General features: G+C 67.1%; 18 protein-coding genes. 6 read left to right on the top strand and 12 right to left on the bottom strand.

Annotation, left to right across the window (positions count from 1 at the left end; translation table 11 throughout):
- Positions 1-44: 44 nt before the first annotated feature.
- Both AC5P8U_RS00545 and AC5P8U_RS00540 read left to right on the top strand, forming a co-directional pair.
- A complete protein-coding gene (locus tag AC5P8U_RS00545) occupies positions 45-818 on the top strand; it encodes an NAD kinase (protein ID WP_069139728.1) in 774 nt (257 codons plus the stop codon).
- A 47-nt stretch (positions 819-865) separates the two neighbouring features.
- The gene (locus AC5P8U_RS00540; protein WP_005417414.1) at positions 866-1,810 is read left to right on the top strand and encodes a 5'-nucleotidase; all 945 of its coding nucleotides are present in this window, start codon (positions 866-868) and stop codon (positions 1,808-1,810) included.
- Between the two features lie 60 nt (positions 1,811-1,870).
- On the opposite strand, the gene AC5P8U_RS00535 is transcribed toward AC5P8U_RS00540, so the two are convergent.
- The 12 genes from AC5P8U_RS00535 to asnS all read right to left on the bottom strand — a co-directional run bounded on the left by AC5P8U_RS00535 (position 1,871) and on the right by asnS (position 12,358).
- Positions 1,871-2,422, bottom strand: a complete 552-nt coding sequence (locus AC5P8U_RS00535; protein WP_072168155.1) for a DUF2939 domain-containing protein — start codon at positions 2,420-2,422, stop codon at positions 1,871-1,873.
- Positions 2,423-2,464: 42 nt separating this feature from the next.
- Positions 2,465-3,457 (bottom strand): aldo/keto reductase, encoded by a 993-nt coding sequence (locus tag AC5P8U_RS00530; protein ID WP_334271414.1) that lies wholly within the window; start codon positions 3,455-3,457, stop codon positions 2,465-2,467.
- Positions 3,457-4,143, bottom strand: a complete 687-nt coding sequence (locus AC5P8U_RS00525) for a DUF2461 domain-containing protein (RefSeq protein WP_053500718.1) — start codon at positions 4,141-4,143, stop codon at positions 3,457-3,459. The genes AC5P8U_RS00530 and AC5P8U_RS00525 overlap by 1 nt, the downstream gene beginning before the upstream one ends.
- Complete coding sequence (gene sbcB / locus AC5P8U_RS00520) at positions 4,140-5,579, bottom strand: exodeoxyribonuclease I (RefSeq protein ID WP_439426286.1); 1,440 nt, start codon at positions 5,577-5,579, stop codon at positions 4,140-4,142. The genes AC5P8U_RS00525 and sbcB overlap by 4 nt, the downstream gene beginning before the upstream one ends.
- On the bottom strand, positions 5,579-6,946 hold the full coding sequence (locus tag AC5P8U_RS00515; RefSeq protein ID WP_072168152.1) for an FAD-dependent oxidoreductase: 1,368 nt from the start codon (positions 6,944-6,946) through the stop codon (positions 5,579-5,581). The genes sbcB and AC5P8U_RS00515 overlap by 1 nt, the downstream gene beginning before the upstream one ends.
- A 32-nt stretch (positions 6,947-6,978) precedes the next feature.
- Entirely contained in the window at positions 6,979-8,253 is a 1,275-nt protein-coding gene (gene kynU / locus AC5P8U_RS00510; RefSeq protein ID WP_088497051.1) for a kynureninase, read from the bottom strand.
- A gap of 138 nt (positions 8,254-8,391) precedes the next feature.
- A complete protein-coding gene (locus tag AC5P8U_RS00505; RefSeq protein ID WP_151355025.1) occupies positions 8,392-8,913 on the bottom strand; it encodes a 3-hydroxyanthranilate 3,4-dioxygenase in 522 nt (173 codons plus the stop codon).
- 20 nt (positions 8,914-8,933) lie between these two features.
- Positions 8,934-9,596, bottom strand: coding sequence for a carbonate dehydratase (can, locus tag AC5P8U_RS00500; protein ID WP_005417406.1), 663 nt, complete (start codon positions 9,594-9,596; stop codon positions 8,934-8,936).
- Between the two features lie 71 nt (positions 9,597-9,667).
- Positions 9,668-10,306, bottom strand: a complete 639-nt coding sequence (locus AC5P8U_RS00495) for an FMN-binding negative transcriptional regulator (protein WP_088497052.1) — start codon at positions 10,304-10,306, stop codon at positions 9,668-9,670.
- A 7-nt stretch (positions 10,307-10,313) separates the two neighbouring features.
- Positions 10,314-10,628, bottom strand: coding sequence for a hypothetical protein (locus AC5P8U_RS00490; protein WP_005417404.1), 315 nt, complete (start codon positions 10,626-10,628; stop codon positions 10,314-10,316).
- A gap of 5 nt (positions 10,629-10,633) precedes the next feature.
- Complete coding sequence (locus AC5P8U_RS00485; protein ID WP_005417403.1) at positions 10,634-10,933, bottom strand: hypothetical protein; 300 nt, start codon at positions 10,931-10,933, stop codon at positions 10,634-10,636.
- A gap of 30 nt (positions 10,934-10,963) precedes the next feature.
- On the bottom strand, positions 10,964-12,358 hold the full coding sequence (asnS, locus tag AC5P8U_RS00480) for an asparagine--tRNA ligase (protein ID WP_049415614.1): 1,395 nt from the start codon (positions 12,356-12,358) through the stop codon (positions 10,964-10,966).
- A 128-nt stretch (positions 12,359-12,486) separates the two neighbouring features.
- On the opposite strand from asnS, the gene AC5P8U_RS00475 reads away from it, so the two are divergent.
- The 4 genes from AC5P8U_RS00475 (at position 12,487) to rplI (ending at position 14,254) form a co-directional block, all read left to right on the top strand.
- Positions 12,487-12,825: a HesB/IscA family protein gene (locus AC5P8U_RS00475; protein WP_072168148.1), complete on the top strand. Its 339-nt coding sequence runs from the start codon at positions 12,487-12,489 to the stop codon at positions 12,823-12,825.
- Between the two features lie 195 nt (positions 12,826-13,020).
- Positions 13,021-13,458 carry a 30S ribosomal protein S6 gene (rpsF, locus tag AC5P8U_RS00470; RefSeq protein WP_005410228.1) on the top strand — a complete coding sequence of 146 codons (438 nt, stop codon included), beginning with the start codon at positions 13,021-13,023 and terminating at the stop codon, positions 13,456-13,458.
- 11 nt (positions 13,459-13,469) lie between these two features.
- Positions 13,470-13,700 carry a 30S ribosomal protein S18 gene (gene rpsR, locus AC5P8U_RS00465; protein WP_002804494.1) on the top strand — a complete coding sequence of 77 codons (231 nt, stop codon included), beginning with the start codon at positions 13,470-13,472 and terminating at the stop codon, positions 13,698-13,700.
- A 104-nt stretch (positions 13,701-13,804) separates the two neighbouring features.
- Positions 13,805-14,254: a 50S ribosomal protein L9 gene (gene rplI, locus AC5P8U_RS00460; protein ID WP_065178618.1), complete on the top strand. Its 450-nt coding sequence runs from the start codon at positions 13,805-13,807 to the stop codon at positions 14,252-14,254.
- Positions 14,255-14,383: the final 129 nt, after the last annotated feature.

Below are 14,383 nucleotides of genomic sequence, written 5' to 3'. Positions count from 1 at the left end.
ACGACCGGGTATGCTCTTGCTGGCACACCCACCCGGATCCACCGATGAGCGACACCCCCCGCATCGCTTTCCTGGCCAGCAGCACCGAACCTGCACAGATGGCCCGCGCGGCGATGATCTCGCGTTATGGCGATCACGCGCCCGAGCAGGCCGACGTGCTGTGCCCGCTGGGTGGCGACGGTTTCATGCTGCAGACCCTGCACCGGCACGGGCACCTGGGCAAGCCGGTGTTCGGCATGAAGCTGGGCACCGTTGGCTTCCTGATGAACCAGTACCGCGGTGACGATGACGTGCAGGCCCGCATTGCGCGTGCCGAGCCGGCCAACCTGCGCCCGCTGGAAATGGTGGCGCTGACCGAGTCCGGCACCAGCACCGGGTCGCTGGCCTACAACGATGTCTCGCTGCTTCGGCAGACCCGGCAGGCGGCCCATATCGGCATCGACCTCAACGGCCAGGAGCGGGTGGCCGAGCTGATCGGTGACGGCGTGCTGGTGGCCACCCCGGCCGGCAGTACCGCCTACAATTATTCCGCGCACGGCCCGGTGTTGCCGCTGGGGTCGCATACCATCGCGCTGACGCCGCTGGCTCCGTATCGGCCGCGACGCTGGCGCGGGGCGATCCTCAAGGCCGACACCGAAGTGCGCTTCCGCGTGCTCGATCCCTACAAGCGTCCGGTCAGCGTCACCGCTGATTCGCACGAGACCCGCGATGTGGTCGAGGTGACCATCCGTGAGTCGAGGGACCGTCGTGTGACCCTGCTGTTCGACCCGGAGCACAACCTGGAAGACCGGATCCTGAGCGAACAGTTCGTTTTTTGAGGACAATGGGCGGCCGGCCCCGCCGACCGCTTGAAGGACCCCCACCGATGGGCGACAACTCCCCCCGTTTGCTGACCGTCGCGGTCACCTCGCGCGCGCTGTTCGACCTCGAGGAAAGCCATGCGCTGTTCGAGAGCGATGGCGTGGCGGCCTATGCCGAGTTCCAGCGCCAGCATGAGGACGACATCCTCGGCCCCGGCGTGGCCTTTCCCGTGGTGCGCAAGCTGCTGGCACTGAACCAGGGTGCCAGCCCGGAGAACCCGCGGGTCGAGGTGATCCTGCTGTCGCGCAACTCGGCCGATACCGGCCTGCGCATCTTCAACTCGATCCAGCATTACGGCCTGGGCATCATCCGTGCGACGTTCACCGCTGGCGAGCCGACCTGGCCGTATGTGAAGCCGTTCGGCACCGACCTGTTCCTGTCGGCCAACCCGGAATCGGTGCGCAGTGCGCTGCGCCATGGCATCGCGGCGGCGACCATCCTGCCCAAACCACCGGGCGAGACCGCTGCGGCAGCGGCCGACCAGATCGATACCGGTCGCCCGGCCGGCCAGCTGCGCATTGCCTTCGACGGTGACGCAGTGATCTTCGGTGACGAGAGTGAGCGCATTTCGCGCGAGCAGGGCGTGGAAGCCTTTGGCCGCCACGAACGCGAACGCGCCCGCGAGCCACTCAGTGGCGGCCCCTTCCGCGGCTTCCTGTCGGCCCTGCACACGCTGCAGGAAGTGTTCCCGGCTGGCGACAGCGCGCCGATCCGTACCGCATTGGTGACCGCGCGGTCGGCCCCGGCGCACGAGCGGGTGATCCGCACCCTGCGGGAGTGGGGCGTGCGCCTGGACGAAGCGCTGTTCCTCGGCGGCCGGCACAAGGGGCCGTTCCTGCAGGCCTTCGGTGCCGACATCTTCTTCGATGATTCGCAGCACAACATCGACAGCGCCCGCGAGCATGTGGCTGCCGGCCACGTACCGCACGGCGTCGCCAACGAGGGATAGGGCGGATTTGACCGGTAGGTGCCAATCTTGGTTGGCGCTGCCGTCAGGCCACGGGTCTGATCAAGGGCTGCCCGACATCCCCAACTGCAGGTCCACCACTTTCCAGCGCAGGCCCTGCGGCTCCAGCACCACCTTCGTCGGTGGCTGGCCGGGGCCGCGATCCACATTGATCACGAAGCGATCGAACGCCTCGAAATGGTGCTCGGCGTGTTTCAACGGCCGCGCAGGTTCGGTCGCGCCGAAGGCGTCGCCACCCTGCAGTTCATTGCGGCCACGCTTCCACAGCACGTGGCCCTGCAGCATCGCGCCGATCCCGGTCGGGGTCACCATGGTTTCCACCGCGGCCCCCCCGAGCTGGTCGCCCAGGCCGTAGAGCAGGGCTCCGAACGGGCTGGCCGCCACGTCCGGGCCCGCCTGGCGCACCAGGTAATCATTGAGCTGCGCACGCAGGCTGCTGCGCACGCGCGGGAAATCGACGTAACGCTCCAGGCGCGCGGTGTCGCGCTGTTCGATGGCCTTGGACAAGCCATTGACAGTCAGGTACGGGCCGCCGAACCACCAGGCCGCCAAGGCCAGGACCAGCAGCACAAGCAGTGCGGTGAGCTTCTTCATGCCGGACAGACTGCCGCAACGGCGGCAGTGCCGGGTGAAGACTCACTGACTGGGCGAACCACGGCCATCACCGAAGGCATCGACCAGCTGTTGCCGTTCCGCCGGGCTCAGCGCCTCCACGCGCGTTGCCAAGACCTCGTCCAGGCTGCGGATGCGGGTGGTGCCGAGGATGCCGCTGGCCACACCGGGATGCCCCAATGCGTAGGCGAAGGCGGTCTGGGCCGGACGCTGGCTGTGGATCGTGGCCACCGCGCGCCGCATCTGGCGGGCACTGCGCATCAGATGGCGGCTGCTGGGTTTCAGCCAGGCGCGCGCCAGGTACCAGCCATCGGCCAGCCGTGGCAGGCGCGGGCGTGCGGGCAGCAGATGGCCCTGCGCCAGCACGGTGCCGGCCAGCACGCCGATGCCCACTGCCTGCAGCTGATCGATAAGCGGTTCGCGGTCCTGCTGTAGGGCGTTGTAGTCCAGCAGCACCACATCGAAGGCATCTGGATGGGCGATCATCCAGCGCAGGGTCGAGGCCGAGTGGGTGTTGATGCCGGTGAATCGGATCAACCCACGTTCGCGCAGGCGCTGCAGTGCCGCCAGCAGGTCGTCACTGATGTCGTGTTCGCTGGCGTCATGCAGCTGGTAGACATCAAGATGGCCCAGGCCGAGGTTGCGCAGCGACGCCTCGCAGCTGGCGGTGATGGCCGCGGGCGAGAAATTGCGTTGCTCGGCGCCGCTGATGCCGGCCTGGCCGGTCAGCGTGCCGCCCTTGCTTGAGATCACCAGTGAATCGCGCGGGTACTGCTTCAGCAACGGGCGCAGGATGCGGCCCAGGCGCGGCTCGGCATGGAAGCCGGAATAGTTGTGACCGGTATCGAGTAGGTTCACCCCGTGGGCAAGCACATGCTCGACCACGGCAGCTGCCTCATGCTCGGGGAAGCGGCGATGACCCCAGAAGCCGGAACAGCCCAATCCGATCGGTGAAACGGCCAGGCCGGTGCGGCCGAGCACGCGCCGCTGGCGGGCCAGCGGAAGATTCTGCGACATCAGAATTCCAGGTCCAGCGCAGCGCACAGGTAGTCGACGAACGGGCCGAGCGCGGCCAGGTCCTTGCCCAGCGTGGACAGCAGGCGTGGGCCGGTCATGGTGGCGTCGTCCAGCGAGCGCCACATCACCCAGTTGCGGTGCTTGAGGTCGTCGATGAACTCGAAGTCGGCCGGGAAGCCACGCGGGGGCCGCACCAGCTTCTCGCTCTCCTCGAAATCGAAGCGCTTGCGCAGGGCCGGCGCGTGCGCGGCGGCCTTCCAGCTGCCCGGGTTGTCGAGGATGAAGTGGCGCACGCGGCGCTGGGTTTCCGGTTCTGGATGCCACAGGCCGGCGCCGACGAAGCTCTCGCCGGGTTGCAGGTGCACATAGAAGGACGGCGCGGCCACCTCGCGGCGCCGCTCGTGGAACAGGCGCGCACCCTGCCAGGTCTTGTACGGTGACTTGTCGTTGGAAAAGCGCGCGTCACGGTGGATGCGGAACAGGGAGCCGCCGACGCCGCGGGTATCGGCGCGGAAGTGCTCGCTGACCTCGGCCAATGCCGGCTGCAGGTCGCCCAGCAGGCGCAGGAACGGCTGCCGAACGTGGTCTTCATACTGCTGGCGGTGGTCGTTGAACCAGGTCTTGTCGTTGTGCCGCGCCAGGCTGCGCAGGAACTTGAAGCTGGCGTCCGAGAAATAGGTACTCACAAGGTCTCCTGCAGGTGCTGGCCCCAGTCGCGCAGCGATTGCAGCAGGGCCTGGCGCCGCGCGTCGGCGGGCGACTCGGCGGCCAGCGCATCGAGCTGTTGCTGGTACTGGGGCAGGTTGAGTTCGCCCAGGCCGCCGTCGCCGAGCAGGCGCTGGCGCCGGTAATCCTGCCAGCGCTGGCGTTCAGCCGGCGCGAGGCTGTCGGGATGATTGCGCGCACGGTAGCGGAACAGCAGCTCCGGCAGGCGCGGGTCGCGGAAGCGGCCTTCCAGCGCGGCCAGCTGCTCCGGCGCGGTGGTGCGTGCCAGCGCCAGCAGCGGCTTGTCGCCATTGCCGAGGAAGCCGTCATACAGCGAGGCATCGACATCGGCCACGGTCGCGACGCGGGGCTGGTTGTAGGCCTGGCGTGCCTTCTCGGCCAGCTGTGGAGCGAACGCGCGCAGCCGTTCCACCTTGGCTTCGATCGCGGCCACGTCCAGGCCGAGGCGCGCATGGTCATCGGCGCGCAGGTGGTTCCATGCGATCAGTGCCGGCACCTTGTTCAGGTGCACTTCCTTCAGCGGCACGCGTGCCACGCCTTCGGGCAGCTCGCTGGCCCGCATGTACAGGCGCTGTGCGATCACCTCGGCCGGCAGGTCGAGCAGGTCGTCGATCTCGCCCTCCAGGTCGAACACGATCACCCGGTTGTTGATGGTCGGGTGCACGGCCAAGGGCAGAACCGGTGCGGCGCACAGGCGGCTGGCAGGGTAGCGCATGGAAATGTGCAGAACCGGCTTCATCGCCGCCACGTCCAGCAAGCCGCCGACGAAGCGCTTGTCGCGCAGCTTCAGCGCGTACTCCCACAGCCGCGGCTGCGACTGCTTGAACAGCCGTGCCATGCCGATGGTGGCGCGCACGTCTGACAGCGCTTCGTGCGCATCGCCTTCGCGCACGTTGTTGGCCTCGGCCAGGTGCTCGAGCTTGAACGAGGTGGCGCCGTCCTCGCGCAGCGGCCACCGGATGCCGTCCGGGCGCATCGCGCGCATCAGCCGCAGCATGTCCAGCAGGTCCCAGCGCGAATTGCCGTTGCGCCACTCGCGTTCGTAGGGATCGTGGAAGTTGCGGAACAACCCGTAGCGGACGAACTCATCGTCGAAGCGCAGCGTGTTGTAGCCCAGTGCGCAGGTGCCGGATCGCGACATCAGTTCGTTGATGCGGTCGAAGGCTTCTGCCTCGCTGATGCCCTCGGCCAGGGCCTGCTGCGGGGTGATGCCGGTGACCAGGGTGGCCATCGGCGAGGGCAGCAGGTCATCGGCCGGGCGCACGAAGAAGCTGACCGGCGTGTCGATCTCGTTGAGGTCGGCATCGGTGCGGACCGCGGCGAACTGCGAGATGCGCGTGCGCCGCGGGTCCTGGCCGAAGGTTTCCAGGTCGTAGAACAGGAAGCTGTCGGCCATCAGTGCGCGCCCTCCAGGACCGGCAACTGCGCGTGGACCTGCGCTTCCAGTGCGGCCCAGTCGATGTTGTCCAGTGAATCGTGACCGGCGGTGGCTGCAGCCAGCAGGTCGCGCTGCAGTTCGGTGCGGCGCAGCGCCTCGGCGTAGGGCGTGTGCAGGAAGGTGACCATCGTGTAATGCGGCACGAAGCGGGTCGGCCAGCGCCGCTGCAGTTCCTGCTCCAGCTCGCGTTGCAGCAGGAATGCAGGGTCGGCCACGCGGTCGCGCATCTCCAGGTAGTTCTCAAGCGCCATCTGCTGGATGGCACGTGCATTCGGTTTGCGCTCGGCCTCGAACGCGGCGAACGCACCTTCCAGATCATCCGCTTCCATCAGATGGCGGGCCAGAGCCACGCAATCCTCGAACGCGCAGTTCATGCCCTGGCCGTGGAACGGCACCATCGCATGCGCAGCGTCACCGATCAGCACGGCGCGGCCCTGCTGATGCCAGCGGTCGAGGGTGAGCGTGCCGAGCAGGCCCGGCGGGTGCTGTTCCCAGTCCACGCGCAGGTTCGGGATCAACGGCAGCGCGTCGGCGAACTCGCGTGCAAACAGGGCCTCGGCCTGCGCACCGGTATTGACCGTGGCGAAGCTGGGATCGCCCTGGTTGGGCAGGAACAGGGTGACCGTGAAAGTGCCTTCGTGATTGGGCAACGCGATGCACATGTAGTGGCCGCGCGGCCAGATGTGCAGCGCATTGCGCTCGATGCGGAAGCCGCCATCGGCAGCCGGCGGGATCTCCAGTTCCTTGTACGAATGGTCAAGGAAGGCGATGTCCTCGCCCAGCGGCGCACGACGGTTCATCGCCGCGCGCAGTGCCGAGCCCGCGCCGTCGGCGCCGATCAGGGTGTCAAAGCGGATGTCGTGCGGGCTGTCGTCACGGTCATCGATGAAACGCGCGTAGCCCGCATCGAAATCCACGGTATGCAGGCGACGATGGAAATGCACGGTGGCACCGGCCTGTTCGGCCAGTTCCAGCAGCGTGGTGTTCAGATCGCTGCGATGGATCGACCAGATCACCTCGCTGTCGTCGCGGCCATAGCGCTGCAGCTGCGGTTCGCCGTCGCGTGGATGCACCATGCGCCCGCGCATCATCACCGCGCGCGCCATCACCTCGTCTTCCACACCGGCCTGGCGCAGTGCATTGCGCCCGCGCTCGGCCAACGCCAGGTTGATCGAACGACCGCTCTCGTAGTCGGCAATGCGGGGATCGCCACGGCGTTCGTACAGGGTGATGCGCCAGCCTTGCCGTGACAGCAGGATGGCCAGCAGGGACCCGGCAAGGCCGGCACCGATAATGCTCAACGAGCGGGAGGCGTGTGCGATCAACGAACTGTCCAGCAGCAGGGGGAGGGGCCGGCTTACAGGCCGGCCCAGGCTTCCACTTCCTCGACGAAATGGTGCACGTCCAGGTAGCGGTTGTAGAGCGGGGTGGGCGAGATGCGGATCACGTCAGGCTCGCGCCAGTCGCCGAGCACGCCGATGCCGCGCAGGTGCTCGAACAGTGCACGGCCACGCTCGCGGCCACCGATCACGCGCAGCGACAACTGGCAGCCGCGGCGCTGCGGATCGGCCGGGGTAATGATGTCCAGCACCTGCGGCAGGCGTGCGCGGACCAGTGCTTCGAGCAGGCCGGTCAGCGCCAGCGATTTGCTGCGCAGCGCCTCCATGCCGGCACGCTCGAACAGGTCCAGCGAGGCACGCAGTGGTGCCAGGCCAAGGATCGGTGGATTGCTGAGCTGCCAGCCTTCGGCACCGATGGCGGGGGTGAACTGGGGCGCCATCTGGAAGCGGGTCGATTCCTCATGGCCCCACCAGCCGGCAAAGCGCGGCAGGGTGGTGTCGCGGTGGTGGCGCTCGTGCACGAACGCGCCAGCCACCGCGCCGGGGCCGCTGTTGAGGTATTTGTAGTGGCACCACACGGCGAAATCGGGCGCCACGTCATGCAGGCGCAGCGGCAGGTTGCCAACCGAGTGCGCCAGATCGAAGCCGATGCGTGCGCCCTGCAGGCGTGCGGCGCGGGTGATCGCATCGAGGTCGAAGGCCTGGCCGGTGCGGTACTGCACGCCGGGCCACAGCACCAGCGCCAGGCGCGGGCCGTGCTCGGCGATGGCGCGTTCGATCGCGGTCAGCGAAATCGTGCCGTTGGCTTCGTCCGGCTGCACTTCCACCAGGCACTCGGCCGGGTCGAAACCATGGAAGCGGATCTGAGCTTCCACCGCGTGGCGGTCGGTCGGGAATGCGCCGGCTTCCATCAGGATCACCGGGCGCTGCGTGGTCGGCCGGTAGAAGCTGACCATCATCAGGTGCAGGTTCACGCTCAGCGTGTTCATCGCTACCACCTCGCTGGGCAGTGCGCCGACCACTCGGGCCAGCTGCGCGCTCACCAGGCGGTGGTAGGACAGCCACTGCGTCGGGCCGGTGAAGTGGCCTTCCACCGCCAGTTCGCCCCATTGTTTCATCACTTCCTGCACCGCTGCCTGCGCACCGCGCGGCTGCAGGCCCAGCGAGTTGCCGACGAAGTAGGTCTGCTCGCCGCCACCATGGCGCGGAATCAGGAATTCGCCACGCAGCGGGCGCAGCGGATCGGCGGCGTCCAGGGCGATGGCGTGGGTGCGGCTGAGCAGGTCGGACATGGTCGGGCAACAGGCTGCAACGGGACCGCCAGTGTAGCGCCTGGCGGCGTGCCTGCCGCCGAACCTGTAGAGTCGAGCCCATGCTCGGCTGCCGGGCCACGAAGCCGAGCATGGGCTCGGCTCTACAGGGGCAGGTGCTCAGCCCGCCGCCGGCACCGGCAGCGGATCCACGTGCCCGCACTGGCTGCAGGTACGCAGTTCCAGGCTGGCGTGGTAGCGCGCAAACACCTTGGGCAGGTCGGTCTCGATGTTCTGCAGCGGGAAATACTCTTCGTGCAGCTTGTGGTTGCAGCGCTCGCAGTGCCAGATCACGCCGTCCGTCTCATGCGGCAGCCGCTTGCGCTCGACCACCAGGCCGATGCCCCCGGGCGGGCGGCGCGGCGAGTGCGGCACCTTCGCCGGCAACAGGAAGATCTCGCCGGCGCGGATCGGAATGTCGCGTACCGCGCCGTCCTCCTGCACCTTCAGCACCATCTCCCCTTCGAGCTGGTAGAACCACTCGGGGCCTTCGTCGTAGTGGTAGTCGGTACGCGAGTTCGGCCCGCCGACCACCATCACGATGAAATCGCCGTTGTCGATCATCTTGTTGCCCACCGGCGGCTTCAGCAGGTGGCGGTTCTCTTCGATCCAGGCGTGCAGGTTGATCGGCGGAGCGAGCATGGTGGTCATCCGTGTGGGGATCAGTCGCGACGGCCCTTGCGCGGCACGAAGGACAGCGCTTTTTCATACGCCGGCTGCAGCTCCTCCAGCGAACCGACGTCGATGCCCATTTCACGCACGCGGCCGTCCTTCAGGCTGTAGACCCAGCCGTGCACCATCAGCTTCTGGCCGCGGGCCCAGGCATCCAGCACGATGGTTGAGCGGCAGAGGTTGGCGACCTGCTCGATCACGTTCAGCTCGCACAGCCGGGCGTGCTTGAGTTCGTCGTCTTCGATGGCGTCGAGGATGCCCTGGTGCTTCTGCACCACGTCACCGACATGGCGCAGCCAGTTGTCGGCCAGGCCGACGCGGGTGTTGTGCAGGCAGGCATGCACGCCGCCGCAGCCGTAGTGGCCGACGATCAGGATGTGCTTGACCTTCAGCTGGTCCACCGCGTACTGCACCACGCTCAGGCAGTTGAGGTCGGTGTGGGCGACCACGTTGGCGACGTTGCGATGCACGAACACTTCGCCCGGCGCCATGCCGATGATCTGGTTGGCCGGCACCCGCGAGTCGGAGCAGCCGATCCACAGGTACTCCGGGTGCTGCTGCTTGGCCAGCTGGTGGAAGAAGTCGGGGTCCTCCTTCTCGATGCGGTCGGCCCAGTCGCGGTTGTTCTGCAGCAGCTTGTGGATGTCTTTCATGTTCGGTCCCTGGCGTCGGGTGGGGGCGCATCGCAGCCATCCGGCTGCGACGTCGCGGGAATCTGGGGTGTTCAGCCGCTGCGGGCGGCCTGTTCGCGGTGCCAGCGCATCCACTGCGCCAACTCGGTGGAGGAAGGGGTGCCCAGCTGTTCCAGTTCGGCGATCACGGCGCGCTGGTTGGCGTCGGGATGGTTCTGGCTCAGCTTCAGCTTCAGCTGCACGTGTTCGACCTGGAAACGGAAGCCGACGATGGCACGCAGTTCCGGGCCATGTTCGGCGCGCGTGGCATCGAACTGCCAGGCCTGGCCGACACTGGCTTCGAAGTGATCGCTGATCGCGCCGACCAGTTCGGCCAGCGCATCGGTGTCGTCGAAGGTGTGCAACTGGCCACGCAGCTCGGCGGCGGCGTAGTTCCAGGTTGGCACCCGTGCGGCAGGCTCCTTGTCCGGATACCAGCTGGCCGAGAGGTAGCCGTGTGGTCCGTCGACCAGCACCTTGGCCGCACCGCCGTGGCGTGACTGCGGGTTGGCGCGGGCCCAGTGCCCGCGCAGCTCGATGCGCTCGCCCTCGCGCCGGTACAGTACCGGCATCCGGGTCAGCTCCGGCAGGCCATCGCTGCCGGGGGTGAGCACGGTGACGAACGGATCGCGCGCCAGCAGGCGGTCCAGCCAGAGCAGGTCGGTCTCGGCGAAGGCGCGTGGAGTGAACATGCCTGGATCAGGCGCGCGCGCCCAGCGACTGGATCATGCGGCCGCGCAGGCCCTCGTCGTTGTCGGCCTGCGGCGGCTGCACTTCGTGCAGGCTGAAGCCGCGCACCAGCGCGTCTTCCTCGTCCAGGCCGTCATACTCGACGAATTCGGCGTCGAACAACTGCGAACGGGCGGTGTCTTCGCTGTCGTAGCTCAGCGTGTTGCCATCGCTGTCGAGCACTTCGGCGGTGCCGGCCGGGCGAACGCGCAGGCGCGCCCAGATCAGGGTGTTGCCGAGGCTGGCCAGCCACCAGCTGTCGCGCGAGGCAGAAATGTCATTCATGGGGGTTACCAGAGCGAGGCCAGCCAGAGCAGGGCGGCCATGCCCAGTCCGGCCAGCAGGGTCAGCAGCGATACCCAGGCCGGCGTCGCCAGCCCGGACAGCGAGCGGTCCGGCTGCTGGCGATAGTCGCGGCGCAGCAGCCAGGCCAGGGCATCGGGCTTGAGGAAGGCGCCGCTGCCGAAGCGCTCGGCGAGCGCCGGATGGCGGTCGCGCACGTGCACCAGGGTCAGCGGCCAGAAGATCACGAAGGCACTGAACCCGGCCACTGCAACGCCGACGAAACACAGGGCGAAGAACAGGGTCATGGGAGCCGTACCTCCGTGGTCGTGTGGGGCTTAGAAGTCCGCGCTGCCCGGGGCGCGCGGGTAGGGGATCGCGTCGCGGATGTTGGACAGCCCGCAGACGTACACCACCAGGCGTTCGAAGCCCAGGCCGAAGCCGGCGTGCGGCACCGAGCCATAGCGGCGGAAGTCGCGGTACCAGCTGTAGTGCTCGCGATCCAGGCCGAACTGGGCCATGCGCGCGTCCAGCACGTCCAGGCGCTCCTCACGCTGGCTGCCACCGATGATCTCACCGATGCCTGGGGCCAGCACGTCCATCGCGGCAACGGTCTTGCCGTCGTCGTTCAGGCGCATGTAGAAGGCCTTGATGTGCTCCGGATAGTTGGTCACCACCACCGGACGGCCGACATGCTCCTCGGTCAGCCAGCGCTCGTGCTCGGTCTGCAGGTCCAGGCCCCATTCCACCGGGAAGTCGAACTTCCTGCCGGACTTCTGCAGCAGGCTGACCGCATCGGTGTAGTCGATGCGCTCGAACGGTGCGTTGATGAAATCTTCCAGCTTGGTGATCGCGTTCTTGTCCACGCGCTCGGCGATGAAGGCCAGGTCGTCGCTGCGCTCGTTCAGCACGGCGCGGAACAGGTACTTCAGGAACTCTTCGGCCAGGCGTGCGTCTTCGGCCAGGTCGGCGAAGGCGATTTCCGGCTCGATCATCCAGAACTCCGCCAGATGGCGGGTGGTGTGGCTGTTCTCGGCGCGGAAGGTCGGGCCGAAGGTGTAGACCTTGCTCAGCGCCAGGCAGTAGGCCTCGACGTTCAGCTGGCCGGACACGGTCAGGAACGTTTCCTTGCCGAAGAAGTCGCGGCTGAAGTCGATCGCGCCCTTCTCGTCACGCGGCAGGTTCACCATGTCCAGGGTGGACACGCGGAACATCTGGCCGGCGCCTTCGGCGTCGGAGGTGGTGATGATCGGGGTGCTGATCCAGTTGAAGCCGTTCTCGTGGAAGAAGCGGTGCACGGCCTGGGCCAGGCAGTTGCGGATGCGGGTGACTGCGCCGAACAGGTTGGTGCGTGGGCGCAGGTGCGCCACTTCGCGCAGGAACTCCGGCGACATCGGCTTGGGCTGGATCGGGTAGGTGAGCGGATCTTCGACCCAGCCGACCACTTCCAGGGCGCTGGCCTGGATCTCGAACGACTGGCCCTTGCCCTGCGACTTCACCAGGGTGCCGGTGCCGATGACCGAGCAGCCGCTGGTCAGGCGCTTGATCTCGTCGAAGTTGGCCAGGGTGTCGTTGGCCACGACCTGGATCGGGGCGAAGCAGGAGCCGTCGCTCACATTCACGAAGGCCAGATTCGCTGAACCGCGCACCGTGCGCACCCATCCGCGTACCGTGACTTCGCCGCCTTCCGGGATCTTCCCGGCAAGCGCATGTTCAACGCTGACCACCGTCATGACTTGAATCCTCTGCTGATCGACTCGATCTGTGAACACGGGAGTTTACCGGTTGCAGCGTTCTGCTTGCGAGGCATTTTTCGCGGCAACGGCTCCTTATAATGTTCCCGTACCTCTGGAGTAGCCCCATGGCCGTCAGCCTGACCCCCATTGCCTTCGAGCGCGTGCAGCGCTTTGTCGCCCAGACCCCCGGCGCGCTGGGCCTGCGTTTCGGCGTGACCAGGACCGGCTGCTCCGGTTGGGGCCACGTGACCGACCTGGCCCGCGACGAGCGCGAGGGCGATACCGTGTTCGAGCAGGACGGCGTGAAGATCTACGTCGACGCCAAGAGCCTGGCGCTGGTGGACGGCACCGTGATCGACTTTGGCAAGCAAGGCCTGAGCGAGACGTTCACGTTCAGCAACCCGAACGCCACCGCCGAGTGTGGCTGCGGCGAGAGCTTCACCACCGACGCCGACAAGGCCTGAGGCCGGTTCTGGCGCCCGCCGGGCATGGCCGGGCGCTGGGGGGCAGGTTCAGCCGCCGCGGGCCGGTTGCCCGGCACCCTCATCTGCGCCATAATGCGCGGCTTCCTGCCTTCCTGGCGGGAATCCTTGCCCCACCGCGGTCTCAACGGCGGGGGGCTGTCCGGCCGCGAGGCCACATCCGAAAGGTAGAAAAACATGAGTCGTCATTACGAAATCGTGTTCATGGTCCACCCGGACCAGAGCGAGCAGGTCCCGGCCATGATCGAGCGCTACAAGTCGCTGGTCGAGAACGGCAACGGCACCATCCACCGTCTGGAAGACTGGGGCCGCCGCCAGCTGGCGTACCCGATCCAGAACCTGGTGAAGGCCCACTACGTGCTGATGAACATCGAAGCCGACCAGGCCGTTCTGAACGAACTGACCGAGAGCTTCCGCTTCAACGACGCCGTGCTGCGCAACCTGGTCATCAAGCGTGACGAGGCTGACACCGAGCAGTCGCTGATCATGAAGAGCAAGGACGAGAAGGGTGACAAGCCGGAGCGCGGTGAGCGCCGTCGTCGTGACGACGAAGAAGGCGAGTCCAACAACACCGCTGACAACGAAGCCGGCGACGACGCCGCTTCCGCCGCCTAAGGAGCCTTCCCATGTCCAAGTTCTTCCGTCGCCGCAAGTTCTGCAAGTTCACTGCTGAAGGTGTGAAGGAGATCGACTACAAGGATCTCAACACCCTGCGCCAGTACCTGACCGAGAACGGCAAGATCGTGCCGAGCCGCGTGACCGGTACCAAGTCGAAGTACCAGCGCCAGCTGGCGACCGCCGTCAAGCGCGCTCGCTTCCTGGCCCTGATCCCGTACACCGACAACCACGACGTCTGATGCCGGCGGGGCGGCCCGGTGCCGCCCTCGCTGTGCCAGCTATTCGGACAGCCTTTGTTGCGGGGCATCGCCTCGCTAACGAATAACTCATCTGGAGCAATACCATGCAGCTGATCCTCCTGCAGAAAGTCACCAACCTCGGCAACCTGGGCGACCTGGTCGACGTGAAGCCGGGCTACGGCCGTAACTTCCTCGTGCCGCAGGGCAAGGCCGTGCCGGCCACCGAGAGCAACAAGGCCGAGTTCGAAGCCAAGCGCGCCGAGTACGAAGCCAAGGCCCAGGCCATCCACGCAGAAGCTGAAGGCCGCAAGGCCAAGCTGGAAGGCGCGAGCGTGACCATCGCCGCCAACGCTTCGACCGAAGGCAAGCTGTACGGCTCGGTCGGCCCGCGCGACATCGCCGAAGCCTTCACTGCCGCCGGCCTGCCGCTGGAAAAGAGCGAAGTCATCCTGGGTGAAGGCGCCTTCCGCAACATCGGCGAATACGACGTGCTGATCCACCTGCACGCCGACGTCGAGACCACCGTCAAGGTCGTCGTCGTCGCCGAAGCCTGATCCCCCGCCGCAAGGCCTGGCATCACCGCAGAACGGGCGCCCGCAAGGGTGCCCGTTTTGTTTTATGGTTCCGTTTCGCCAGCTCGGGCCACGTGCGGCCGGCGGGGCAGGGCCGGGCAATGTTCCACG

The sequence above is a fragment of the Stenotrophomonas sp. YJH_SMC_81 genome (assembly GCF_059370875.1).
This window is presented reverse-complemented; position numbering and strand designations above follow the sequence as displayed.

Coding starts and splice junctions, on each gene's coding strand:
- AC5P8U_RS00545 (WP_069139728.1), top strand. CDS start 45: ATGAGCGACACCCCCCGCATCGCTTTCCTGGCCAGCAGCACCGAACCT.
- AC5P8U_RS00540 (WP_005417414.1), top strand. CDS start 866: ATGGGCGACAACTCCCCCCGTTTGCTGACCGTCGCGGTCACCTCGCGC.
- AC5P8U_RS00535 (WP_072168155.1), bottom strand. CDS start 2,422: ATGAAGAAGCTCACCGCACTGCTTGTGCTGCTGGTCCTGGCCTTGGCG.
- AC5P8U_RS00530 (WP_334271414.1), bottom strand. CDS start 3,457: ATGTCGCAGAATCTTCCGCTGGCCCGCCAGCGGCGCGTGCTCGGCCGC.
- sbcB (WP_439426286.1), bottom strand. CDS start 5,579: ATGGCCGACAGCTTCCTGTTCTACGACCTGGAAACCTTCGGCCAGGAC.
- kynU (WP_088497051.1), bottom strand. CDS start 8,253: ATGTCCGACCTGCTCAGCCGCACCCACGCCATCGCCCTGGACGCCGCC.
- AC5P8U_RS00505 (WP_151355025.1), bottom strand. CDS start 8,913: ATGCTCGCTCCGCCGATCAACCTGCACGCCTGGATCGAAGAGAACCGC.
- can (WP_005417406.1), bottom strand. CDS start 9,596: ATGAAAGACATCCACAAGCTGCTGCAGAACAACCGCGACTGGGCCGAC.
- AC5P8U_RS00495 (WP_088497052.1), bottom strand. CDS start 10,306: ATGTTCACTCCACGCGCCTTCGCCGAGACCGACCTGCTCTGGCTGGAC.
- AC5P8U_RS00490 (WP_005417404.1), bottom strand. CDS start 10,628: ATGAATGACATTTCTGCCTCGCGCGACAGCTGGTGGCTGGCCAGCCTC.
- AC5P8U_RS00485 (WP_005417403.1), bottom strand. CDS start 10,933: ATGACCCTGTTCTTCGCCCTGTGTTTCGTCGGCGTTGCAGTGGCCGGG.
- asnS (WP_049415614.1), bottom strand. CDS start 12,358: ATGACGGTGGTCAGCGTTGAACATGCGCTTGCCGGGAAGATCCCGGAA.
- AC5P8U_RS00475 (WP_072168148.1), top strand. CDS start 12,487: ATGGCCGTCAGCCTGACCCCCATTGCCTTCGAGCGCGTGCAGCGCTTT.
- rpsF (WP_005410228.1), top strand. CDS start 13,021: ATGAGTCGTCATTACGAAATCGTGTTCATGGTCCACCCGGACCAGAGC.
- rpsR (WP_002804494.1), top strand. CDS start 13,470: ATGTCCAAGTTCTTCCGTCGCCGCAAGTTCTGCAAGTTCACTGCTGAA.
- rplI (WP_065178618.1), top strand. CDS start 13,805: ATGCAGCTGATCCTCCTGCAGAAAGTCACCAACCTCGGCAACCTGGGC.